General features: G+C 64.5%; 29 protein-coding genes. 13 read left to right on the top strand and 16 right to left on the bottom strand.

The features are described from left to right. Positions 1-45: 45 nt before the first annotated feature. Positions 46-957, bottom strand: a complete 912-nt coding sequence (locus tag JKP78_RS03525; protein ID WP_200626069.1) for an AraC family transcriptional regulator — start codon at positions 955-957, stop codon at positions 46-48. 102 nt (positions 958-1,059) lie between these two features. On the opposite strand from JKP78_RS03525, the gene JKP78_RS03520 reads away from it, so the two are divergent. The 5 genes from JKP78_RS03520 to JKP78_RS03500 are packed head-to-tail and all read left to right on the top strand — an operon-like array spanning position 1,060 to position 5,499. Continuing rightward, entirely contained in the window at positions 1,060-1,620 is a 561-nt protein-coding gene (locus JKP78_RS03520; protein ID WP_200626068.1) for a carboxymuconolactone decarboxylase family protein, read from the top strand. Between the two features lie 49 nt (positions 1,621-1,669). Next, positions 1,670-2,734 (top strand): acyl-CoA dehydrogenase family protein, encoded by a 1,065-nt coding sequence (locus JKP78_RS03515; protein WP_200626067.1) that lies wholly within the window; start codon positions 1,670-1,672, stop codon positions 2,732-2,734. Then, a complete protein-coding gene (locus JKP78_RS03510) occupies positions 2,731-3,552 on the top strand; it encodes an ABC transporter ATP-binding protein (protein WP_200626066.1) in 822 nt (273 codons plus the stop codon). The genes JKP78_RS03515 and JKP78_RS03510 overlap by 4 nt, the downstream gene beginning before the upstream one ends. Then, the gene (locus JKP78_RS03505) at positions 3,539-4,744 is read left to right on the top strand and encodes an ABC transporter substrate-binding protein (protein WP_200626065.1); all 1,206 of its coding nucleotides are present in this window, start codon (positions 3,539-3,541) and stop codon (positions 4,742-4,744) included. Before JKP78_RS03510 ends, JKP78_RS03505 begins: the two co-directional genes overlap by 14 nt. After that, a complete protein-coding gene (locus tag JKP78_RS03500; protein WP_186684772.1) occupies positions 4,744-5,499 on the top strand; it encodes an ABC transporter permease in 756 nt (251 codons plus the stop codon). Before JKP78_RS03505 ends, JKP78_RS03500 begins: the two co-directional genes overlap by 1 nt. A gap of 48 nt (positions 5,500-5,547) precedes the next feature. Here JKP78_RS03500 and JKP78_RS03495 read toward each other — a convergent pair whose 3' ends face one another. Further along, positions 5,548-6,234: a GNAT family N-acetyltransferase gene (locus JKP78_RS03495; protein ID WP_186684773.1), complete on the bottom strand. Its 687-nt coding sequence runs from the start codon at positions 6,232-6,234 to the stop codon at positions 5,548-5,550. 79 nt (positions 6,235-6,313) lie between these two features. Beyond that, the gene (argC, locus tag JKP78_RS03490; protein WP_200626064.1) at positions 6,314-7,255 is read right to left on the bottom strand and encodes an N-acetyl-gamma-glutamyl-phosphate reductase; all 942 of its coding nucleotides are present in this window, start codon (positions 7,253-7,255) and stop codon (positions 6,314-6,316) included. Between the two features lie 112 nt (positions 7,256-7,367). Here argC and JKP78_RS03485 point away from each other — a divergent pair, with 112 nt between their 5' ends. Beyond that, the gene (locus tag JKP78_RS03485) at positions 7,368-8,249 is read left to right on the top strand and encodes a LysR family transcriptional regulator (protein WP_186684775.1); all 882 of its coding nucleotides are present in this window, start codon (positions 7,368-7,370) and stop codon (positions 8,247-8,249) included. A 298-nt stretch (positions 8,250-8,547) separates the two neighbouring features. Then, positions 8,548-8,766, top strand: coding sequence for a hypothetical protein (locus tag JKP78_RS03480; protein ID WP_186684776.1), 219 nt, complete (start codon positions 8,548-8,550; stop codon positions 8,764-8,766). Between the two features lie 33 nt (positions 8,767-8,799). Here the strand turns inward: JKP78_RS03480 and JKP78_RS03475 are convergent, their stop codons facing one another. The 5 genes from JKP78_RS03475 to cyoA are packed head-to-tail and all read right to left on the bottom strand — an operon-like array spanning position 8,800 to position 13,825. Further along, positions 8,800-9,924, bottom strand: coding sequence for a mechanosensitive ion channel family protein (locus tag JKP78_RS03475; RefSeq protein WP_200626063.1), 1,125 nt, complete (start codon positions 9,922-9,924; stop codon positions 8,800-8,802). 45 nt (positions 9,925-9,969) lie between these two features. Then, the gene (cyoD, locus tag JKP78_RS03470) at positions 9,970-10,308 is read right to left on the bottom strand and encodes a cytochrome o ubiquinol oxidase subunit IV (RefSeq protein WP_170029565.1); all 339 of its coding nucleotides are present in this window, start codon (positions 10,306-10,308) and stop codon (positions 9,970-9,972) included. Continuing rightward, on the bottom strand, positions 10,308-10,919 hold the full coding sequence (gene cyoC, locus JKP78_RS03465; RefSeq protein WP_170029566.1) for a cytochrome o ubiquinol oxidase subunit III: 612 nt from the start codon (positions 10,917-10,919) through the stop codon (positions 10,308-10,310). The genes cyoD and cyoC overlap by 1 nt, the downstream gene beginning before the upstream one ends. Positions 10,920-10,922: 3 nt before the next feature. Next, the gene (cyoB, locus tag JKP78_RS03460) at positions 10,923-12,896 is read right to left on the bottom strand and encodes a cytochrome o ubiquinol oxidase subunit I (RefSeq protein WP_200626062.1); all 1,974 of its coding nucleotides are present in this window, start codon (positions 12,894-12,896) and stop codon (positions 10,923-10,925) included. Positions 12,897-12,901: 5 nt separating this feature from the next. Continuing rightward, positions 12,902-13,825 carry a ubiquinol oxidase subunit II gene (gene cyoA / locus JKP78_RS03455; protein ID WP_200626061.1) on the bottom strand — a complete coding sequence of 308 codons (924 nt, stop codon included), beginning with the start codon at positions 13,823-13,825 and terminating at the stop codon, positions 12,902-12,904. Between the two features lie 220 nt (positions 13,826-14,045). Between cyoA and JKP78_RS03450 the strand changes: the two genes are divergently transcribed. Next, positions 14,046-14,342, top strand: a complete 297-nt coding sequence (locus JKP78_RS03450) for a hypothetical protein (protein ID WP_170029569.1) — start codon at positions 14,046-14,048, stop codon at positions 14,340-14,342. Positions 14,343-14,345: 3 nt separating this feature from the next. Here the strand turns inward: JKP78_RS03450 and JKP78_RS03445 are convergent, their stop codons facing one another. Continuing rightward, positions 14,346-14,489 carry a hypothetical protein gene (locus JKP78_RS03445; RefSeq protein ID WP_170029570.1) on the bottom strand — a complete coding sequence of 48 codons (144 nt, stop codon included), beginning with the start codon at positions 14,487-14,489 and terminating at the stop codon, positions 14,346-14,348. 147 nt (positions 14,490-14,636) lie between these two features. On the opposite strand from JKP78_RS03445, the gene JKP78_RS03440 reads away from it, so the two are divergent. Beyond that, positions 14,637-15,350: a DUF72 domain-containing protein gene (locus JKP78_RS03440; protein WP_200626060.1), complete on the top strand. Its 714-nt coding sequence runs from the start codon at positions 14,637-14,639 to the stop codon at positions 15,348-15,350. A gap of 26 nt (positions 15,351-15,376) precedes the next feature. On the opposite strand, the gene JKP78_RS03435 is transcribed toward JKP78_RS03440, so the two are convergent. Both JKP78_RS03435 and JKP78_RS03430 read right to left on the bottom strand, forming a co-directional pair. Beyond that, positions 15,377-15,622 (bottom strand): hypothetical protein, encoded by a 246-nt coding sequence (locus JKP78_RS03435; protein ID WP_170029572.1) that lies wholly within the window; start codon positions 15,620-15,622, stop codon positions 15,377-15,379. A 51-nt stretch (positions 15,623-15,673) separates the two neighbouring features. Then, positions 15,674-16,138, bottom strand: coding sequence for a hemerythrin domain-containing protein (locus JKP78_RS03430; RefSeq protein WP_186684781.1), 465 nt, complete (start codon positions 16,136-16,138; stop codon positions 15,674-15,676). 192 nt (positions 16,139-16,330) lie between these two features. Between JKP78_RS03430 and JKP78_RS03425 the strand changes: the two genes are divergently transcribed. After that, the gene (locus tag JKP78_RS03425) at positions 16,331-16,627 is read left to right on the top strand and encodes a DUF6555 family protein (RefSeq protein ID WP_186674432.1); all 297 of its coding nucleotides are present in this window, start codon (positions 16,331-16,333) and stop codon (positions 16,625-16,627) included. A gap of 69 nt (positions 16,628-16,696) precedes the next feature. Next, complete coding sequence (locus JKP78_RS03420) at positions 16,697-17,767, top strand: M28 family peptidase (protein WP_200626059.1); 1,071 nt, start codon at positions 16,697-16,699, stop codon at positions 17,765-17,767. On the opposite strand, the gene JKP78_RS03415 is transcribed toward JKP78_RS03420, so the two are convergent. From JKP78_RS03415 to JKP78_RS03405, 3 genes are read right to left on the bottom strand one after another with little or no spacing between them, the layout of a single operon-like run. Further along, the gene (locus JKP78_RS03415) at positions 17,751-18,194 is read right to left on the bottom strand and encodes a DUF421 domain-containing protein (RefSeq protein ID WP_170029576.1); all 444 of its coding nucleotides are present in this window, start codon (positions 18,192-18,194) and stop codon (positions 17,751-17,753) included. The genes JKP78_RS03420 and JKP78_RS03415 overlap by 17 nt on opposite strands. Positions 18,195-18,206: 12 nt before the next feature. Beyond that, positions 18,207-18,713: a hypothetical protein gene (locus tag JKP78_RS03410; protein WP_186684783.1), complete on the bottom strand. Its 507-nt coding sequence runs from the start codon at positions 18,711-18,713 to the stop codon at positions 18,207-18,209. Between the two features lie 11 nt (positions 18,714-18,724). Then, positions 18,725-19,228, bottom strand: coding sequence for a CinA family protein (locus JKP78_RS03405; protein WP_186684785.1), 504 nt, complete (start codon positions 19,226-19,228; stop codon positions 18,725-18,727). A gap of 187 nt (positions 19,229-19,415) precedes the next feature. Between JKP78_RS03405 and JKP78_RS03400 the strand changes: the two genes are divergently transcribed. Then, positions 19,416-19,649: a PLDc N-terminal domain-containing protein gene (locus JKP78_RS03400; protein ID WP_170029579.1), complete on the top strand. Its 234-nt coding sequence runs from the start codon at positions 19,416-19,418 to the stop codon at positions 19,647-19,649. A gap of 140 nt (positions 19,650-19,789) precedes the next feature. Beyond that, entirely contained in the window at positions 19,790-20,314 is a 525-nt protein-coding gene (locus JKP78_RS03395) for a hypothetical protein (protein ID WP_170029580.1), read from the top strand. Between the two features lie 49 nt (positions 20,315-20,363). Here JKP78_RS03395 and JKP78_RS03390 read toward each other — a convergent pair whose 3' ends face one another. Beyond that, complete coding sequence (locus JKP78_RS03390; protein ID WP_170029581.1) at positions 20,364-20,780, bottom strand: short chain dehydrogenase; 417 nt, start codon at positions 20,778-20,780, stop codon at positions 20,364-20,366. Next, entirely contained in the window at positions 20,777-21,997 is a 1,221-nt protein-coding gene (locus tag JKP78_RS03385) for a zinc-dependent alcohol dehydrogenase (RefSeq protein WP_200626058.1), read from the bottom strand. The genes JKP78_RS03390 and JKP78_RS03385 overlap by 4 nt, the downstream gene beginning before the upstream one ends. Positions 21,998-22,112: the final 115 nt, after the last annotated feature.

Raw genomic sequence — 22,112 nt, 5'->3', positions numbered from 1 at the left:
TAGCAACAGGGGCTGCGTTGCAGCCCATCGCCGGCGCAACAAGGCTCAGCGCCCTTCATGCTGGCGCCGATACGCCCCCGGCTGCATACCTACCGCCTTGGCGAACGCCCGGGTAAACGCCGCGACCGATTGATACCCCACCTGTGCGCCTACCTGCTCGACGGTGCGCCCCGCCTGCAGCAGCTGGCTGGCATGGCGCATGCGCAGCGCCAGCAGCACCTGCCCTGGGGACTGCCCAGACAGTTCATTGAAACGCTTGAAAAAAGCCGAGCGTGACAACCCGGTGCAGGCCGCCATGCTGGCCAGCGTCCAGGCTTGCCCCGGTTGCTCTATCAATTGCGCCAGCAGCCCGGCAAAGGCCGGCTGGCGGGCAAGCGCGACCAACCCGCCCAATGGGCGCCCGGTATGCACCTGTTGGCGCAGCACATAAAGGAACAGCAGGTGGGTCAACCGCTCCAGCAAGGTTTGCGACGGGCCGGCGGGACGCCGGCATTCCTCCAGGATCAACTCGAACAACGCCCGCGCTGCATGGCCAGCCGGTTCGTCGGCGCGCAGCAGTATCCAGTCGGCCAGGCCTTCGACGATCAGCGATGACAAACCCGGCTTGAAGTGAAAGAAGCCGCACACCAGCCCCACGCCATCGACTGCCTCGGCGTCCAGCGGCTGCATGGGCTGGCGTGGCTGGGCACAGGCAGCGGCCAGGTCTGGTTCACTGGCCAGGCGATAGCCAAGGTCGCGCAGCAGGAACACCGCATCGCCGGCTGCCAGGCGTATGGCAGCGGGTTGGCCGTCGATGTGCAGCCAGCAATGCCCCTGTACCACCAAATGGAAGCTGGCGCGGCCCATGCCTTGCGTGCTGGCGTGCCAGCCGCCGCAGTAGCGGCCGACATGAAACAGGCTGGCATCCAGGTTCAGGCCCTCTAATAACCCATCGACAAGGTGGCTGGACGAAATCATCTAATGCAAAGACTCAAGAGCAAGGAAAGGCGACTGATGAATATGGAGCGTAATGCTTATAACCAACAGACTGTAGTGACACCCATCAGAGGAGATCACCGCATGTCGTCGCGAGTTACTTTACACACCCTGCAGAGCGCCCCGGAAGCGGCCCGCCCGTTCCTCGAGAACGCACAGAAGAACTCCGGCTTCATCCCCAACCTGCTGGGGGTGCTGGCCAACGCCCCCGCGGCACTGGAAACCTACGTGACCGTTTCGGCACTCAACGGCAAGGCCGACCTGAGCCTGGCCGAGCGCGAAGTGGTGCAACTGATTGCCGCCACCCAGCATGGTTGCGACTTCTGTGTGGCCGGCCATACCGCTGTGGCGCTGAACAAGGCCAAGCTGCCGCCGGAGGTGGTCGATGCCCTGCGTGCCCGTGGCGAACTGCCGGATGCGCGTTACGAAACGCTGGCCGCTTTTGCCCGCGAGGTGATCGCCACCCGTGGCAATGTCAGCGAGGCCACTTACCAGGCCTTCCGCGCGGCCGGTTTCAGCGAAGGTAACGCGCTGGAAGTGATTCTGGGGGTGAGCCTCGCAACCCTGTGCAACTTTGCTAATGTGTTCGCCCAGACGCCGCTCAACGACGAGCTGAGCAAGTACCGCTGGCAGCCAACCGCGTAACTGTACGCCTGGCGCTGGTGGCGCCTGCGAAATCAAAAGGAGTAGGGACATGCTTGATGCTGCATTTCGTCACTGGCTGGATGCCAATGCCGAGGCAATCGACCAGGGGCAGTGCGACCCGCAACTGGTGCTGGCGCACATCGCCGAATCGCAGCTGCTGCGCATTGGCGTCGACCCCGTACTGGGGGGCAACGGTGGCGCGGTCACCGATACGGTCGAGGCCATCGCCGCCATCGCCAGCCGCTCACTGGCCGCAGCCTTTGTCTGCTGGGGCCAGCGGGCGTTCATCGAATACCTGCTGCAAAGCCCTAACCAGGCCCTGCGTGAGCGCCTGCTGCCCGGCCTGCTGACCGGCGAGCTGGCGGGGGCCACCGGATTGTCCAACGCCATGAAATTCCTCTCCGGGATCGAGGCGCTGCAAGTGCGTGGCCGCCCCGGGGCGGCGGGTTGGACACTGGAAGGCCGGCTGCACTGGGTGACCAACCTGCGCAAGAGCGGGTTCGTGGTGGCGGCAGCCATCGAGGACGATACTGGCGGTTCGCCCTTCGTCCTGGCCATTCCCTCCGACAGCCAGGGGCTGGAGCGTTCTGATGACCTGGAGCTGATGGGCCTGCAATCGAGCAATACCGCAGCGCTGGCGTTCCACCAGGTAGAGCTCGGCCGTGACTGGCTGCTGCACGACAACGCCCGCGCGTTCCTGCCCAAGGTGCGCCCGGCGTTTCTTGCCTTGCAGTGCGGCATGGCCATCGGCCTGGCGCGGCGTTCGCTGCACGAGGTGCACGACCACCTCCATGGGCGGCTGTCATTCCTCGAAGAGCATCGCCAGGTCCTCGACGAGCGGCTGGAAAACACCGTGGCCGAGCTCAAGCAGGGTTTGCTCGAAGGGCGCTTCCAAAACCAGCCGGCGGCGCTGTTCAAGTTGCGCATCATCCTCGCTGAATGTGCTGCCGATGCCGTGCAGCTGGAGCTGCAAGCCAGCGGCGGCAAGGCGTACCTCGATGAGTTCGGTGCCGGTTTCGCCCGCCGCTGGCGCGAGTCGGCGTTCGTGCCCATCGTCACTCCAAGTCTGGTGCAGCTGCGTGCCGAGTTGCATCGCCAGGCTGCCAGCGCATGAGCCGGGCGTTGCTCGAAGCCCGCGAGATCAGCCTGGGCTACCCACGCGACGGCGGCTGGCAGCCAGTGCTGGCGCGCTTCGACCTGCAACTGGCGCCAGGGGAGGTGGTGACCATACTTGGCCCCAGTGGGGTGGGCAAGTCCAGCCTGCTGCGGGTGCTGGCCGGCCTGCAGCAGCCGCACGGCGGCCGCGTGACCCTGCACGGTGAGCCGCTGCAAGGGCCCCATCCGCGCCTGGCGGTGGCCTTCCAGGACCCGAGCCTGCTGCCCTGGCTGAGCCTGGAAAAGAACGTCGCCTTTGGCCTGGATTTCGCCCGCCAGCCCAGGCTGGCCGCAGCCGAGCGCCATGCCCGCATCGACCATGCCATCAGCGCGGTGGGCCTGGCCCATGCGCGCAGCCAGTACCCGGCGCAGTTGTCCGGCGGCATGGCCCAGCGCACCGCACTGGCACGCTGCCTGGCGCGCCAGCCTGAGGTGCTGTTGCTGGACGAGCCGTTCGGTGCGCTCGACGAAGTGACCCGTGCCGACATGCAGCAACTGCTGCTGCAGCTGATCGCCACCCACAACACCGCAGCCGTACTGATTACCCACGATATCGACGAAGCCTTGTCGTTGTCCGACCGGGTGCTGCTGCTGGGCGATCACCCGGCGCACATCCTCGGCCAATGGCACATCGACCTGCCACAACCGCGCGCGCAGCGGGTCGAGGAACTGGGCGCTCTGCGAATCGAGATCCTCAAGACCCTTCGGCGGGCCAGCCGCGCCGCTGCATCTTCCTCTACCTCGTTGCCTTCGGAGCCTGCACATGTGCATGGATGACTGCTGTTCCTCCACCTCGCGTCGTGATTTCCTCAAGCTCAGCGCCATGCTGACGGCTGCCGGGGCCGTGCCGCTGCTGTCCAGCCTGCAGGCCCGTGCCGCCGCCGAACCGGACGCGCCGGTGCGTATCGGCTACCTGCCGATCACCGATGCCACGCCGTTGCTGGTGGCGCACAACAACGGCCTGTTCGAGGCCGAAGGCATCAAGGCCGAGCGCCCGGTGCTGCTGCGCAGCTGGGCGCAAGTGATCGAGGCGTTCATCTCGGGCCAGGTCAACGTCATCCATCTGCTGTCGCCGATGACTGTGTGGGCACGTTATGCCAGCAAAGTGCCGGCCAAGGTGGTGGCCTGGAACCATGTGGGGGGCTCGGGCCTTACCGTGGCGCCGGATATCACCGACATCAAGCAACTGGGCGGCAAGACCGTAGCCATCCCGTTCTGGTATTCGATCCACAATGTGGTGCTGCAGCAGATGCTCGGCGACAACGGCCTGACGCCGGTGTCGAAGCCCGCCGACACCCAACTTGCGGCCAACGAGGTCAACCTGCTGGTGCTGCCGCCCTCGGACATGCCGCCGGCCCTGGCCAGCAAGCGCATCGCCGGCTATATCGTCGCCGAACCGTTCAACGCCCTGGCCGAGAATCTCAAGGTCGGCCGTGTGCAGCGCTTCACCGGCGATGTGTGGCGTAACCACGCCTGCTGCGTGGTGTTCATGCATGAACATGACCTGAACAACCGCCCGGAGTGGTCGCAGAAGGTGGTCAACGCCATCGTCAAGGCCCAGCAATGGACCCGCGACCACCGCGCCGAAGCGGCGGCGCTGTTGTCCAAGGCCGGCCCCAACAAGTACACGCCGCATGAACCGGCGGTGCTGACCAAGGTGCTGGCCCCGGCTGCCGACGACCGCGCCAGCTACATTGCCAGTGGGGCGATTCAGCATCGGCAGTGGGATGAAAAGCGCATCGACTTCCAGCCCTACCCGTACCCCAGCTATACCGAAGAGCTGGTCAAGCGCCTCAAGCACACCTTGATCGAGGGCGAGCACAGTTTCCTTGCCAGCCTGGACCCGGCGCACACCGCCCGCGACCTGGTTGACGATCGCTTCGTGCGCAACGCCATCGCCGCCGTCGGTGGCCCCTCGGTGTTCGGCATTGCCGAGAACTACCAGCGTAGCGAGGAGTTCGCGGTCTGATGCGCAAGCATGTCGTACATGCCGGTCTCGGCCTGGCCGGCCTGCTGGGGTTGCTGTTGTTGTGGTGGACGGGCGTGCAGGTATTCGGCGCGGCCGATGGCCTGTCGGCACGCTTCTCGCCCCAGGCGACCCTGGCCAGCCTGGTCGAGCTGCTGGGGCAGGGCGAGGTCTACGGGCATATCTGGGTGAGCCTCAAGCGTATCCTGATCGGCTTGCTGCTGGCGCTGTTGATCGGGGTGCCGCTGGGCTTGCTGGTGGGCAGCTATCGGCACCTGGAGGCCGCGACCACGCCGGCGTTCCAGTTCTTGCGCATGATCTCGCCGTTGTCGTGGATGCCGGTGGTGGTGATGCTGATGGGCGTGGGTGACCAGCCGATCTATTTCCTGCTGGCATTTGCCGCGTTATGGCCAATCCTGCTGAATACCGCCGCCGGGGTCCGGCAGCTGGACCCACGCTGGTTGCAATTGACCCGCAGCCTGAGTGCCACGCGCTGGGAAACCTTGTGCAAGGTGATCGTGCCGGGGGTGATCGGCCATGTACTCACCGGTGTGCGCCTGGCCATCGGCATTCTGTGGATCGTGCTGGTGCCGTGCGAAATGCTCGGGGTGAGCGCCGGGCTGGGGTATTTCATTCTCGATACCCGCGACCGCCTGGCGTATTCCGAGCTGATGGCCATGGTGCTGCTGATCGGGGTGCTGGGGTTCGTACTGGATGCCTTGGCGCGTGGGTTGCATCGGCGCTGGGTACATGGCTGAAGGGCCGATGGGCTTCTTCGCCGGTAAACCCGCGAAGAGGCCCGTGGTTCAGTGCACGGTATTGCGCTGGCGCACACATGCCTGTGCCTCAGCGGTCAACTCATCCAGCCGCTCATCACGTTTCTGTTCCGCTTCGACCATTGCCTCCTCGCCTTGCTGGTTGAGCAGGTAGGTATGAATCTGCATCACTTCGGCCGTCTGGTAGATCGGCGCGATGTCCAACCGCCCGATCAACGCACCGCTGGCGCGCCCGGTGCTGCTCATCAGCACTTGTGGGCCATTGGCGGCCACCACCTGCATGCCCATGGCCTCGAACCACGGCACCTGGCTGGCAAAGGCATTCAGTTCGACACAGGCGTGGCGTGCCTGCAGCTCGGCCAACAGGGCGCGGGCGATGCCCTGGCGGCGATGGCTGGGGCGCACGGCCAGAAAGGCCAGCGCACACACCTGCCTGTCATCCTCGGCTGGCAGTGACAGGGCAAAGCCCAGCAACTGGTCCGGCGCTTCGGCATCCAGCGCCAGGGTCAGCGCCACGGCCAGGCCGCGGCTGCCGTCCAGCGCCTGCAGGTACTGGTGCACCTCCATGCCGACGCCGTACTGGTACAGCGGATACAGCGGGTTGTCGGCGCTGATGGCAACACTGCTCAGTGCGCCGACATTGTGGATCACCAGCTCGCGGATCTGGTTCTGGAAGGATTCGGGCGGCACGCTGTCGAGGCGGCTCAGGATGAACATCGGGGGGCGGGCTCCGGCGGTTGGATAGATGGCTCGCGCCGTGCAGGCGCGGGCCCTGTAGTCTAACCGGTTTTACCCATCAGCCTTGTAGCTGCATCGCACCGAGCATCAGGTCGAGGTTTTGCACTGCCGCACCCGAGGCACCTTTGCCGAGGTTGTCGAACACGGCGGTCAACAATACCTGGCCATGTCCGGGGTTGGCGAACAGCGCAAGGCGCAGGTCGTTGCTGTCGTTCAAGGCCTCCGGGTCCAGCGTTGGCGCTGCACCGTGCTGATGCAGGGGCATGACCTGGACGTGGCGGGCACCTTGGTAATGCTGCTCCAAGCAAGCCTGCAGCTGCGCGGCGCTGACCAGGCCGGGCAGCAGGCGCAACTGCAGCGGGATGCTCAGCACGATGCCCTGGCGGTAGGCCGCGTAACCGGGCATGAACATCGGCGGTGCCGACAGCCCGGCGTGCTGCTGGATTTCCGGTACATGTTTGTGCGCCAGCTCCAGGCCATACAGCTGCAAGGTCGGGGCCTTGTCGGCGCCGGGCTGTTCATGCCGTTCGACTGCCGCGCGGCCACCACCGGAATAACCCGAGATGGCGTGGATGTTGAACGGGTAATCCGCTGGCAGCAGGCCAGCCTTGATCAGTGGCCGCAGCAGGGCGATGGCCCCGGTGGGGTAGCAGCCGGGGTTGCTGACGCGCTTGCTGTAGGCAATGCGTTCGGCTTGCTGCTCGTCGAGCTCCGGCAGCCCATAGACCCAGCCTGGGCTCGTGCGGTGCGCAGAGCTTGCATCGATCACCCGCACCTGCGGGTTTTCGATCGTTGCCACCGCTTCGCGTGCGGCATCATCGGGCAGGCACAGCAGGGCGATGTCGGCGCTGTTGATTGCCTCGCGGCGGCGTTGCGGGTCTTTGCGTTCGGTATCCGGCAAGGTCAGCAGGCTCAGGTCGCGGCGGCCTTGCAGGCGCGCGTGGATCTGCAGGCCGGTGGTGCCTTGGTCACCGTCGATGAAGACAACAGGGGTGTGCATGGTCAGCGTCCGCTCAGGGAAGGATGGCCTATGCTCGCCTGTGGCGTTGATAAAGGAAATTTGAATATCATGACGACAACCTTCAGTTTTACTGAACAAGACGGCCCTTGATATGCGCGAAATCAGCCTCGACCGCCTGCGCACGCTGGTGGTGATTGCCGACCTCGGCTCGTTTGCCGAGGCCGCCCGCCAGCTCAACCTGGCGCCGCCGACGATCAGCCTGCACGTGGCCGAGCTGGAGGCGCGCATCGGTGCGCCGTTGCTCACCCGTGCTCGCGGCCAGGTGCGCCCGACCGCCATCGGCGAAACCCTGCTGGCCCGCGCTCGGCGCCTGTTGGCCGATGCCGATCAGGCGCTGGATGAAGTGCGCCGGCAGGTCGAGGGGCTGACCGGCAGGGTGCGCCTGGGCGCCTCGACCGGTGCCATTGCCCACCTGCTGCCGCAAGCGCTGGAGCATTTGCGTGCCGTGCACCCGGGCATCGATGTGCAAGTACAGGTACTGACGTCCCAGGCCTCGCTGGCTCGCTTGCGCGAGGGCACCCTGGATATCGGCCTGGTCGCCTTGCCGCAGGTGGCTGGCAAAGGGCTTGAGGTCATCCCTTGGCGGCGCGACCCGATCCTGGCCTATGTGCCGGCCGACTGGCAGCCGCCGGCCAAAGTCACGCCGGCCTGGCTGGCGCAACGGGCATTGATCCTCAACGACAGCAGTACCCAGCTGTCGCGGGTGACTGGCGAATGGTTCGCGGCGGCAGGGTTGTACCCCGAAGCACGCATCGAGCTTAACTATAACGATGCGATCAAGAGCCTGGTCGGGGCCGGGTACGGGGCAACGTTGTTGCCGCAGGAAGGCGAGGCGGCAGAGTTGGACCGGCGTATCGTCCGCCGGCCGCTGCGCCCGGGGCTGTGGCGGCAACTCGGTATCGCCTGCCGCAAAGGGCAGGTGGAGCGGGCCACGGGGTATGTGCTGCAGGCATTGGAGCAGCTTCGGCAGTAGGGGCTGTGCAGCCCAGCCGCCGACAAGCCAGTTCCCACAGGCCCCCTCAAGTTTTGGGGCAGTGGTGATCCTGTGGGCTTCAGCCGCGCTCAACGGCACAGCCGGCAGCGCCTACCGCGTCGCCTGCTTCGCGAGATAAATCCGCTCTACAGGTGTGCACTGCGCCTGCTTCGAGTTGGCGCTGCACCGAGCTGGACGTATTGCGGCCAGCCGTCATCGGTTTTGAACGGAATCACCCGACCCTGGATCTACCCAGTGCGTCGTGCGTTCTACATCCAGCCAAGTGGGAGCTTATTCGATGGCCAAGTACCTGTACCTGATCAGCTACATTCTCGACAACCAACCGGGCACGTGCGAGTTGCGCAGTGACGAAGAGGACCTGAGCAGAGAAGTTGCACGCGATTACCTGCAGGGCCTGCACCGTAACGAGGCAACCTCTTTCACCGATGTGCAGGTCCAGCGCCTGGAGCACGATCATCAGCCCGGCACTTCGCCGGGGCATTATCAGCAGCCCTGAAGCTCAAAGGCATGAACGGGGCAAGACGCCCCCTCATGCTCCACGAATACCCAGGCTCCCGCGGCCCTGCCCTTGGACACGGGCCTCTTCTGGCAGGGCAGTGACCTTGATGGCGCGTACCGGCACGGCAAACTGGGCGCCGATCTTCGAGAAGCGCTCGAGCAGGTGGAAATTGATGGCCTGCTGGATGTCCATGTACAGGTTGTATCCCGGGTCCTTGACGATGTACACGCACTCGAACTCCAGCGCTTCCTTGCCGAAACCGCGCAGGTGAGCGCGATCGAAGCGGACCTGGTCCTGCGCCTTGATGGCTTCCTCGACGATCGCCGGTGCCTTCTTCACCGCCTCGGTGGGCGTGTCGTAAGACAGGCCGAACTCGAACACGATGCGCCGCTCTTGCAGGCGTTTGTAGTTCTGGATGGTGCTGCTGATCATGCTGGCGTTGGCCATCACGATCTGCTCGCCACCCAGGCTGCGGATGCGCGTGGTCTTCAGCCCGACGTGTTCCACCGTACCGGCCAGCGGGCCGATGACGATGAAGTCGCCCACTTCGAAGGGCTTGTCCACGGCGATCGACAACGAGGCGAACAGGTCACCGAGGATGTTCTGCACTGCCAGCGCGACGGCGATGCCGCCCACACCCAGGCTGGCGACGAAGGCGGTAATATTGACGCCCAGGTTGGACAGCATCGCCAGCAGCACCACGGACCACAGCAATACCCGCGCGCCCCAGGCTGACAAGGTGGCCAGCGCGCTGCCCTGGTTGAGCCCACTGCTGCTGTGCCGCGCGAAGTAGCGGCTCAGGCCCAGGCCGATGGCCCGGTTGGCCCACAACCCAATCTGCAACGCCGCGACCACGAACCACAGGCTGCCGACCCGCGTCAGCCAGCGCTCGGGCAGGTCGAGCATGCTCAGGCCGACCAGCAGCGAGGCAAGCAACAGGAGCAAGTTGCTGGTGCCTGCGAGCACCTTGGCCAGCACCTGGCTGAGTACGCCGTCGTGTTCGGACCAGCGCCGGACCCGGCGCAGCACGAAGCTGATGGCCGCCCGCGCGACCAGAAAGGTGAGGATGGCAACGGCCAATGCCAGCAACAGGTTGAGGATGGAAATGCCGAACAGCGTGGTCTCGGCGAACAATGCGATGATGCGGTCACTCATGAGGGCTTGCCTCCTTCCGTCAGGGTCGGGTGACAGGGGCCGGGCCTACAGACCCAGCATGTTGGCGTGCACGTAGTACATGATCCACAACGACAGCCCCACCAGCAGCACGATGATCACCACCGTGAACACCAGCGCCACCAGGCTCCAGCGCTGCTCCCGCGCAGTGGTCAGGTGCAGGAAGAACAGCATGTGCACGAGGATCTGCACCACCGCGCAGACCAGCACCAGCAGGAACGTCAGGTGGCGTGGCAGGCTCGGGTACATGGCCAGCCCGAAGGGCACGAGGGTGAGGATGGCGGCCAGCAGGAAACCCACGTTGTAGGATTGGTGGCTGCTCTGGCTGGCACCGGCACTGCTGTGGACCTGGCTTTCACTGGACATCAGATCACCCCGAACAGGTAGACGACGGTAAACACGCACACCCACACGATGTCGAGGAAGTGCCAGAACAGGCTCAGGCAGCTCAGGCGTGTGGAGTTGACGCAGCACAGGCCGCGCTGCTGCACCTGGATCATCAGCAAGGCCATCCACACCAGGCCGACCAGCACATGCAGGCCATGGGTGCCGACCAGGGTGAAGAAGCCGGTGAGGAACGCGCTGCGCTGCGGGCCGGCACCTTCGGCAATCAGGTGGTGGAATTCGTTGAGCTCCATGGCGATGAAGCCCAGGCCGAGCAGGAAGGTCACCCCGAGCCACTGCAGCACCCGGCGTTTGTCCTTGCGGTGGTTGGCCAGCATGGCGTAGCCGTAGCTGATGCTGCTGAACAGCAGCAGGAAGGTTTCGACCAGTACATACGGCAGCTCGAAGATGTCCGCCGCGCTCGGCCCGCCGGCCACCGCCTGGCCCAGCACGGCATAGGTGGCGAACAGCGTGGCGAACAGGATGCAGTCGGTCATCAGGTAGATCCAGAAGCCGAACAGGCTCAGGGAACCGGCATCCTCGTAGCCTTGCTCCTGCTGGTGGGCAGTTTCGTTCAGCACGATATGGGACATGGTTCAGGCCTCCGCCAGCAGTTGCCGCCGTTCGGTTTCCACGCGCTCGACTTCCTCGGCCGACACGTAGTATTCGGTGTGCTGGTCATAGCTGCGCACCACCAGCGTCGCCACCGTGGCCAGCAGGCTGGCGATCACCAGCCACCAGATGTGCCAGACCAGGGCAAAGCCCATCACCGTCGAGAGTGCCCCAAGCACCACGCCCAGGCTGGTGTTGCAAGGCATGTGGATCTTGCGGAAGTCCGCCTCCACCAGGGTTTTCACGCCTTTCTCCTTCATCCCCCAATAGGCATCGATGCCATGTACCACGGGTTGCTCGGCAAAGTTGTAGAACGGCGGCGGCGAGGCGGTGGCCCATTCCAGGGTCCGGCCGTCCCACGGGTCGCCGGTGTGGTCGCGGTTTTCGTGGCGCTTGCGGATACTCACCACCAGTTGCATGACCTGGCAGGCCACGCCGCACAGGATGATCAGCACGCCGAGCATCTCCAGGAGCAGCAACGGCCGCCATTCCGGCACGTCGAAGTGGTTCAGGCGCCGGGTCATGCCCATGAAGCCAAGGAAGTAGGACGGCATGAAGGCGCAGTAGAAGCCGACCAGCCAGCACCAGAACGCCGCACGGCCCAGCGGGTCGTAGAGCTTGAAGCCGAAGGCCTTGGGGAACCAGTAGGTGAGGCCGCACAGGTAGCCGAACACCGCACCGCCAATGATCACGTTATGGAAGTGCGCGATCAGGAACAGGCTGTTGTGCAGCAGGAAGTCCGCACCCGGCACCGCCAGCAGTACCCCGGTCATGCCGCCGATGCTGAAGGTGACGATAAAACCAACGGTCCACAGCATCGGGGTCTCGAAGCGCACCCGCCCGCGGTACATGGTGAACAGCCAGGTGAAGATCTTCACCCCGGTCGGCACGGCAATGATCATGGTCATGATGCCGAAGAACGCGTTGACGTTGGGCCCGGCGCCCATGGTGAAGAAGTGGTGCACCCAGACGATGAACGACAGCACGGTGATGACGATGGTCGCCCACACCAGCGAGTAGTAGCCGAACAGGCGCTTGCGCGAGAAGGTCGATGCCACTTCGGAGAAGATGCCGAAGGCCGGCAGGATCAGGATGTACACCTCCGGGTGGCCCCAGGCCCAGATGAGGTTGATGTACATCATCGGGTTGCCGCCCAGCTCGTTGGTGAAGAAGTGCATGCCCAGGTAGCGGTCCAGGCTGAGCATGAACAGCGTCGCGGTGAGGATGGGGAAGGCCGCCAGGATCAGGATCGAGGTGCACAGCACGGTCCAGGTGAACACCGGCATGCGGAACAGGGTCATGCCAGTGGTGCGCATCTTGAGGATGGTGACGAAGAAATTCAGGCCCGTGAGCAAGGTGCCGATGCCGGATATCTGTAGCGACCAGATGTAGTAGTCCATGCCGACGCCCGGGCTGTAGCCGATGCCGGACAATGGCGGGTAGGCGACCCAGCCGGTGCGGGCGAACTCGCCGACACCGAGGGAAATGTTGACCAGCAGGGCACCGGCAACGAACAGCCAGAAGCTGACCGCGTTGAGGAACGGATAGGCCACGTCGCGCGCACCGATCTGCAACGGCACCACGATGTTCATCAGGCCGACCACGAACGGCATGGCCATGAAGAAGATCATGATCACCCCGTGGGCGGTGAAGATCTGGTCGTAGTGCTCCGGCGGCAGGTAGCCCGGCGAACCGTCGGCGGCCATGGCCTGCTGGGTGCGCATCATCAGCGCGTCGGCGAAACCGCGCAGCAGCATCACCAGGGCGACCACGATGTACATCACGCCGATGCGCTTGTGGTCCACCGAGGTAAACCACTCCCGCCACAGGTACGTCCACTTGCGCTTGTAGCTGATCGCCCCAACGCCGCCGATGCCGATCAGCCCGACCACCGCCAGGGTGTACATGATGATGGGCTCGCCGAGAGGGATGGCATCCCAGGTCAGTTTTCCGAACATGTGCGTTACTCCTTGCCGGGTTGTGGCGCATCACCTTGTGGGTCGCTCAGGCGTCGCTCGACCTCGCGCGAGCGCTTGACGCCCTGGTACTTGTCGATCAGCGACTGGAACAATTGCGTGTCGACCGCGGCGTAGTGCTCCACCGGGTGGGCGACACTGGGCTTGGCCAGCTGCCTGTAGCTGGCCTGGTCGAGGCGGCGCTGCGAACCACGCACCTTGGCCACCCAGGCGTCGAAGCCGGCCGGGTCGAGGGCGAGGGCCTTGAAGTGCATGTCGGAAAAACCGGGGCCGTTGTAGTTGGCGGCGATGCCGGTATAGCTGCCGGCATGGTTGGCGATCAGGTGCAGCTGCGTCTGCATGCCGGCCATGGCGTAGATCTGCCCGCCCAGGGCGGGGATGAAGAACGAGGTGATGGCCCCGTCCGAGGTCACCCGGAAGTCCACCGGCGTGTCCACCGGCATGGCCAGTTCGTTGACCGAGGCAATGCCCAGTTCGGGATAGACGAACAGCCACTTCCAGTCGGTGGCGATCACCTGCACCTTGATCGGGCGGGCCTCGGACTGCAGCGGGCGGTAGGGGTCCAGGGCGTGGGTGGAGCGCCAGGTAACGATACCGAGGACGATGATGATGAGCAGCGGCACGCCCCAGACCACCAGCTCGATAGCGCGCGAGTGGCTCCACTCCGGTGTATACCGCGCTTTGACGTTGGAGGCCCGGTAGTGCACCGAGAACACCAATGCCATGACCATCACCGGGAGGACCACGATCAGCATCAGCAGCGTGGCGAGGATGATCAGGTTGCGCTGCTCCAGGCCGACCTGGCCCTTGGGGTTGAACAGCACCATGTCGCAGCCCGACAACTGCAGCGTGATGCCCCCGAGCACCAGCAGGCCGAGCAGCCTGGCGGCTTCCGTATATGCCTTTGCCATGTGTTTGTCCCGTATTGTGTTACCGAATGTTCAGGCTTGTTGAGTTAGAAGAAGGGCAGGCGGGGGAAGGTTGTATGGAATCTGCGCATAGGCGACGAGCGGTGGTTGGCAGTGGGCAACGTTGGTCCAGCCAGCCGGCTGTCTGATGGTTCGGATTGTTTTTGCACTGGGCAGCGGAACCCGACGATCTATGGAAGACACCACCCACGAGGGCTGCCCCATGAAGAAGAGAGGCGAGACGTACCGCAGCTGGTGCGATCCGATCCTGCACCATCAGGTCCACGAGGAAACCCTCGACGACGACACCCGCCTGGAGGTACAGACGCGCCTGTCACGTACCGGGGCAACCCAGCTGTTCATTGGCGTGTATCTGGCCGACGGCACGGCGCTATACGAACGCGCCTATGCCCGGCGCCCCGGCGAAACCATGAGCCGGGCGCTGGTGTGGGGGGTAGGGCGCGCCCGGCGGGTAGCGGCCGAGCGCCGGGCGTTCAGCGCCGAGTCGCTCGGTGGCTGAGGCTCAACCGTCGGACTGTTCCTCGGGTGGCACCTGGCCCTCCGGCCAGTCGGGCGCCTGTTGTTCCGGCTCCGGCTTGGGTACAGGTTCGCCGGGGTTGTGCGGTACCTCGTCGACATACGGATCGGGGTGGTTGGGGTCGATCATGGCGTGGCTCCTTGCAGGTTGGTTACCTGGCTTAGGTCGCCCTGGCGCGCAAGCTGTTCAACTGGATGTCGCCAATGGAACGTCGTACCCGCTGGAGTGTTCCATTGAAGGACCCCGTCACGGGGGAAGATTCAGGGAGTCGACGCGATGATTCATCTGGGTTGCGCAGGTTGGAGCCTGCCTCGCCAGTATGCTGATGAGTTTCCAGCCCCTGGCAGCCACCTGCAGCGCTACGCCACGGGCTTGAACGCAGTCGAGATCAACAGCTCGTTCTACCGGCCGCATCGGCCTGGTACCTATGCCCGCTGGGCTGCGTCCGTTTCGGCGGATTTTCGTTTTGCCGTGAAGCTGCCGAAGCGAATCACCCACGAACAGCGGCTGCGCGGGGCCGTGCCAGCGTTGGAAGCGTTCCTCGCCCAGTGCGGCCAGCTGGGCGAGCAGCTCGGCTGCCTGCTGGTGCAATTGCCCCCCTCGCTGGACTACACCCGCGAAACCGCCTGGCCATTCTTTGCCGATTTGCGCGCCCGCTATGCCGGGCCGGTGGCGCTGGAACCCAGGCACGCCAGCTGGCAAGGCGCACACTCGATGCTGGTCGATCTGCACATCGCCCAGGTCGCCGCCAGCCCTGCACGCTTCGCCAGCGACGCCCAGCCAGCCGGCTGGCCGGGCCTGGTCTACTGGCGCCTGCATGGCGAACCACGCCTCTATCACAGCGCCTACGCCGACGACTACCTAAAACGCCTGGCCGAGCAGTTGCAGCGCAGCCGCGCCGCTGGCGTGCCGAGCTGGTGCATCTTCGACAACACCGCCTCCGGCGCTGCGCTGGGCGATGCCTTGAGGCTGCAGCGTTATCTGCGCTAAGCCAGACAAAGCTGATAGCCAAGCGCTCAGCCCGCTTCCATTGCGGTGTTCTTTTTCCACCCCCGCAGGTTCATCGCGCACAGGCAAACCTGCAGGATGATCAGGGCCCAGGCCTGGGCCTGCCAACCCCAGATCGCCCACAGCAGGTTGCTGGCAATGAAACAGCAGAAACCCAGCTTGCGCCGGCCAGGGCGGCGCGAGCCAATGCACCAGGCGGCCAGCACCGTCAGGGCCATGGCGGGCCATTGCAACAAGTCGATCCAATCTTCCATCACACGCTTCCACGGCGCGCCTGCGCGCCCGGCGGGGCGCGCAGGCGGTTGTCAGGCGGCGTTCAGCTCGCCCTTGAGCAGTTTCTTCTGGGCTTGCATGGCCTGGCCCATCTCTTCCAGCGCCTGGTTACCCAGCAGCTTGCGGGCAGTCGGGAACAGCTCGCTTTCCTCTTCCTCGATATGGTGCTCCAGCAGCTCCTTCATGACCTTGACCCGGCCGGCGAACTCAAGGGTAGCGGTGTCGGTCTGCAGCAGGTCCGGCAGCACCAGGGAATCGACGGCACGGTGCTCTTCCTTGGCCTCGTAGTACATCTTCGCCTCTTCCTTGCCACCGGCCTGCTTGATCGCCGGGTAGAGGATTTCCTCTTCGAGGGCGGTATGGATGGTCACCTCCTGCTTGATGCGTTCGAGCAGCTCGCTGCGTTTTTTCACTGCACGCTCGGTAGTGGAGGACAGCTCCTCCAGCAGCTTCTTCACCAACTCATGGTCCTGGACCAACAGATCGATTGCGTTCATGAATCACCTCTTCGGGCTCGGAAAAATCACGGTTGCCTTCGATGGAGTGAAGCGTTGGGCGCAAGGTTCAAAGCGGTTGATAAACGCACCGGTCGGCCGCTGCACGGGCGGGTGATGACCAGCAAGTCAGAATAAATGAATCTTTTTGCCAAGCGCGGGCTCAATTAGCCTGAATTGATGGAGGAGAGTCCAATGGCAGGACCGCAGTTGTTTGTGATCGAGTACGAGCTTCATGGGGAATTTCGCACATTCATCATCCGCCAGGAACGCATGGACAATGCCGAAGCCTGGCACTGGGCAAGTTGCGATGCCGGCGTGGGGATCATCCCCAGGTTTGGCCAGCACAAGATCAAGAAGGTCAGCCGGCCGATGGCCGAGCGTTACGGGCTGGCCAATGTGCGTTGGCGCGCGTCGGGCCAGGGGCCTGAGTTCGTCGCGCCTCCCATAGACGTGAAGAAATTCTCGAATGGGTCTTCCGGGGAAGCGTGAAGCGCTTTGCTGGCCATTACGTGGGTAATCAGGGCCGCACCAGCGGCCCTTGATCGAAGGGGAAGGTTCATGGAGATTCTGCCGTTACTCAATGCCCTGTTGCTCGCGCGTGGCCCCGGAGGCCAGGAAGATGAGGTCCGTGTGGTCGCGCAGCGTGCGCTGGTCGCTTGTTGCGAGGAGGTGCACGGTGACAGTGCCGGCAACCTGATCGGCGTCGTTCGCGCAGCGGCCCCTGCCGACCCTGCTACGGCAATACGGGTCATGGCCCATCTTGATGAAATTGCCATGATCGTCAAGAAAGTCCGCCCGGATGGCAATCTCGAGGTGCTGGCGCTTGGTGGCGCGCAGCCGATCAGTTTTGGCGTATGCCCGGTCGACATTATGGCTGACCATCAGCTGCTCCGGGGTGTGCTGTCCTATGGTTCGATGCACAACAGCGGGCAGTCCGGCAGCGGGCGGGATGTGTTGTCCGGCGCCGTGCAGTGGAAGGATGTGTATGGCGTTACCCGCATGACCCCACAGGCACTCGAGCAGGCCGGTGTGCGTCCGGGCACGCGGGTGGTACTGAGCCAGCATTGGCGCCAGCCGTACCAGGTCGAGGACTGCATTGCCGCGCATTTTCTCGATGACCGCGCACCGCTGGCGGCTGTGATTCATTGCGCGCACCTGCTGCAACAGCGGCGCAGCGAACTGCGTCAGGATGTCTGGTTCGTGCTGACCAGCCATGAAGAAGAATCCAACGCCGGTGCCATGTACGCCGCCGCCAGGCTGCCAGGCGACACGACCATTGCGGTGGAGGTGGGGCCGGTGCTGGATGAATACGGCACCCGCCTGTCAGCCGACCCGATCATCAATACCGGCGACCAGAAGGGCTATTACAGCCGCAGCGTGGTGCAGGCGCTGATGGCCGCCACGCGCCGGGCAGGCTACACACCGCAGCCAGCGCTGCTGGTGGATTTCGCTTCCGATGCCAGCGCAGTGCTCAGCACCGGGACCGATGCCCGCGCCGGGTGCATCGCCATCCCCACCGAGAACACCCACGGTTTCGAGATGGTGCTGCTGGAGGGGATCAGCGCCTGTGCTGCCAGCCTGCTGGAGTATGTGCTGCAACCGCACGCCGCGCTCACTCCTGGGGGATGATCGAGATCTTGCCGTTGCGTTCGACGATGGCGAACTTGATCTGCTCGACGCGTTCCAGGCCTTGGCTGTCGCGGGCCGATTCGAGGATGTCGTCTTCGGTCAGGCGTGCCCGCCGCATGCGCTGATGGAGGAACCGCCCCTGTTCCACCACCAGCGTGGCGTGGCCGTCGAGCAGGCGTGCCAGGCGCCTGGAATTGAGCTTGGCCAGTGACAGGCCGACATCCAGCACGATCAGCGTGGCAATCACCAGCATGGCATTGATGAAGGAGAAATCCTCGCCCAGCAATGCCTGTTGGGTGGCCTCGCCGATAATCAGCAGCAAGACGAAGTCGAAGGTGGTCAGGTCGGCCAGCGAGCGCCTGCCGGCCACGCGAAACAGCAGCATCAGGGCGATGTACATGGCTGTGGCGCGCAGGATCGAGTCCATGTCGTCGAACTCCTAGGGGTAGAGGAAGGTGGCGAACTGCACGGTGCTGTTCTGCCCGGCCCTGACCACACCTTCGAGCCTGCCGACATGTTCGCTGCGCAAGGTCAGGTACAGGGTGGCCGCGCCGTCCTGGCTGGTGCCGAGCTGCAACAGCAGCGACTGGCCATGGGAACGCGACACCTGCGGCTGCGGCTGCATCGTTTCGATGCTGGCTTCGCGCAGCAGGCTGCCGCCGAGCACCACTTGCACCGGTTCACCCGGTGTACCGCGCACGGTGATGCGCAGGTTGTCGGTGGTGCCGCTGCGGCTGAGCCGCTGATAGTCGACCCGCACGCGGCCATCATCACTGGCCACCTGGGCGTCGCTGAGCGGGCCGTTGCCAAACAGGCCGGCCAGGGCCAGCAGCGCGATCACTAGCAGCACGTACCAGCCCACCCGTTCGAAACGCCACACACGCTGCTGCATGCGCATGTCTTCCTCGACCGGGTGATGCCTTGAACGCAGCTCGTCGTCGCTCATGCGCGTAGCCCTCAGGCGCGTTCGCCGCGCAACCAGCGCTGGTGGTAATGGGCCAGGTGCGACAAGCCATACAGCGCGCCCTGGCGCATGACATCTGCCCGCTCGCCGAAAAAGCGCTGGGTACGCGTGAACACGGCCAGCGGTTCACCGGTGAATGCCCAGGCGAAACACAGGGTGCCAGGCGCGATGGCATCCTGCGGCTCTGGCCCGGCGACACCGGTGCAGGCAATGGCGACCGTGGCATCGCTGTCTTTCAGGGCGCCCAGTGCCATCTCCCAGGCCACTGCTTCGCTGGTCAGGCCGTAGCGTTCGATAGTCTGTGGGCTGACGCCGAGCAGGCGTTTCTTGGCGCTGGGCGCGTACACCACGTAGCCACTTTCCAGCACCTCACCGGTGCCGGGCACTGCCGCCAGCAGCGCCACCATGGCGCCTGCCGTGCAGGATTCTGCAGTGGTCAGCACCAGCTTGTGGGTTTTCAGGTAGTCGATGGCCTCGAGTACGGGGTCGGTCGCCATGGCAGGTCACTCATGCGTTGTTTTGTGGTGGACGTGTTTCTTGCGCGGTTGGTTCAGTGCAGGTGAGCCGCCCATCAATGCCGGGCAAAGCCCGCTGAACTTTGCCCGGCCTGGTGGCTTCCTCTTAGTACGAGGTGGTGGTGCGCAGCAGTGCACTGCTGCCGGTCCAACCAGAGGAGAGGCGATCATGACCGAGCCTGTGACGTATTTCTGGATCGCGGTGGCGGCGATCATTCTGCTGGTCGACCTGTGGGCCATTGTCAGTGTGTTCCGCAGCGACAAGCGCGATGCAACCAAGGCCATGTGGGCGCTGCTGTTGCTGGCCTTGCCGGTGGTCGGCCTGGCCATCTGGGGTGTGCTCGGGCCACGCGGCATCAAGCGCGGCACCGGGCCGTCTTCACCTGAACACAGCAAGGGCTAGACGGCGGGGCAGTACGGTCGTTGTGGGAGGCGCTGCATGGCAGCAGCTTCGCCGCTTTGCGTGGGTGAAGCCGCTCCCACACGCGCCGTGCCGGATCAATCCTGTGCAGTCCACATCACTTTCATTTTCCAGGAGCCCACGTGCCACGCATCATCACTCCCGCTACCCCCGAGCATGAAATCAACGAACACAACGCCCGCATGTTCGGCTCGCCAAAGGAGCGGCTGGATTTCTACCGCCATGAAATCCAGTACGAAACCAGTATCCTGGCCAATCGCACCGATGCCTACCTCACGGCCCAGTCGTTTCTGGTGATTGCTTTCGTATCGTCGATGGGCAACCTGAACCAGAGCTGGGGCGAAATGTTCACCCTGATCGTGCCGCCGTTCCTCGCCTTGCTCGGGGTGCTCAGCTCACTCAATGCCTGGCCAGGCATCCGGGCCGCCTACAAGATCATCGAGCACTGGCAGTTGAAGCAGAGCCACCTGCTGCGCAGCGAGCCGTTGATGGGCCTGGCCTATGATGAGTCACCGCTGTTCAGCGAGGCCGAAACCTCGCAGGCGGGGCACCGCAAGTCATTGTTGTTCTCGCTGCGCACGCCCTGGATCTTTCTGGTTTTCTGGATCGTCTTGGGCGGTTATGCGGTGTTCATCCAGCTGGCATGAGCCGGCAGCTGCTCCGTCGAAGGGGGCCTTACGAGCCCCCTGTGCGGGCTCACCGTCGTGCGCGACGCAGTGCTGCCAGGCAACAGCCGCCCAACAGCAGCATGGCGGCAACCGCCAGCACGCCAGGTCTGTCGTGCCGCTTGCGACGCTCGCCTGGTTGCCTGGGCAGGGCTTCCCCGGCTGCCCAGGCATCGATGCGGGTCAACGCCAGACGCGTGCCGTCGACCAAGGTCAGGGTCAGGTCCTTGATGTCGCCGGCCGCACGCCCGGGGAACACCGGTTCGCCGGTGGCATCGAGTGCGTCATAGATGAACCGCTGCCCTTCGAGCCAGCCGACCGCGGTCAGCAGCTCGGGCCCCAGGTAGTATTTGCCGTCGAGGAAGAAGCCGGGAAACTGATGCGCCCGCTCCAGGCTTTCCACACTGTAGCGCTCGCCCGGCCGCATGCCGGTTGCCGGATCGATCATGGCTGGCCCCCCGCGAATGCGTGGTCAGGCCCCAAGGTGCCGGCAGCAGCGCCCGGCACGAGGATGACCTTGCGGCAGTCGTCCTGCTTCTGGTCGAACATCCGGTAGCCCAACGCCGCTTCTTCCAGGGCCAGGCGGTGGGTGACGATCAGTTCCGGCTCCAGGCGCCCGGCCTCGATATGTTCGAGCAGTTCGGGCAAGAACTTCTGCACATGGGTCTGGCCCATCTTGAAGGTCAGGCCTTTGTCGAAGGCATCGCCAAACATGAAGGCATGGATGAACCCGGCATACACCCCCGGCACACTGACCACGCCACCTCGGCGCACCGCGGCGATGCTCTGGCGCAGCGCCTTGCCGCTGCTGCCCTCGATCTTCAGCGTGGTCAGCAGCGTTTCGGTGGTGCTGCCCTTGGCCTCGAAACCGACCGCATCGATGACCGCATCCACGCCGCGCATGCCTGGGGTCAGACGGATGATGCTGTCGGCCGGGTCGTCATCCTGTTCGAAGTTGATCGGCACCACGCCGTAGGCATCGCGGGCGAATGCCAGGCGGTAGTCGTTGTCATCGACCATGAAGATCGTCTGCGCGCCGAGCATGCGTGCGCAGGCCGCGCTCAGCAGGCCGACCGGGCCGGCACCATAAATGGCCACGGTCGAACCCTGGCCGACCTGGGCATTGGTCACGGCCTGCCAGGCCGTGGGCAGGATGTCCGAGAGGAACAGCACCTTGTCGTCGGGCAGGGCGGTGGGCACCTTGAACGGGCCGACGTTGGCCTTGGGCACCCTCACGAAATCGGCCTGGCCACCGGGCACGCCGCCATACAGGTGGCTGTAGCCGAACAACGCCGCACCCGGCGGGATGCTCTTCTTGTTGAGGATTGCACCACGGCCGATGTTGGTGGTTTCGCAAGCGGCGAACTGCTCGAGCTGGCAGAAAAAGCAACTGCCACAGGCGATCACGAAGGGGATTACCACGCGATCACCGACCTGCAGGTTGGTGACGCCGCGGCCGGTCTCCTCGACCACGCCCATGAACTCGTGGCCGAAGATATCGCCAGGTTCGGTCTGCGGAATCTTGCCGTGGTACAGGTGCAGGTCGGAGCCGCAGATGGCGGTGGCGGTGACCCGCAGGATGATGTCGTCCTCGTCCTGGATGGCCGGGTCAGGGACATTGTCGACCCGGACGTCCTGGGCCCCGTGGTATGTCAATGCTCTCATGGGTTCAGCTCCTGCAGTGGCGGATGGTGTTGATGCTGCTCTATGCAGGGGAAGCCAGGGGCAGAGGGAAAGTTCAGGTGGAATCATTCAGTGGCAAACCAGGCGCTTCGGTGAA

Origin of the sequence: Pseudomonas sp. LAM2023, from assembly GCF_016620375.1 — a bacterium.
GTDB classification, from domain to species: domain Bacteria; phylum Pseudomonadota; class Gammaproteobacteria; order Pseudomonadales; family Pseudomonadaceae; genus Aquipseudomonas; species Aquipseudomonas anuradhapurensis.
Note: the sequence above shows the minus strand (reverse complement) of the source record. Positions and strands in the feature narration are given on the sequence as shown.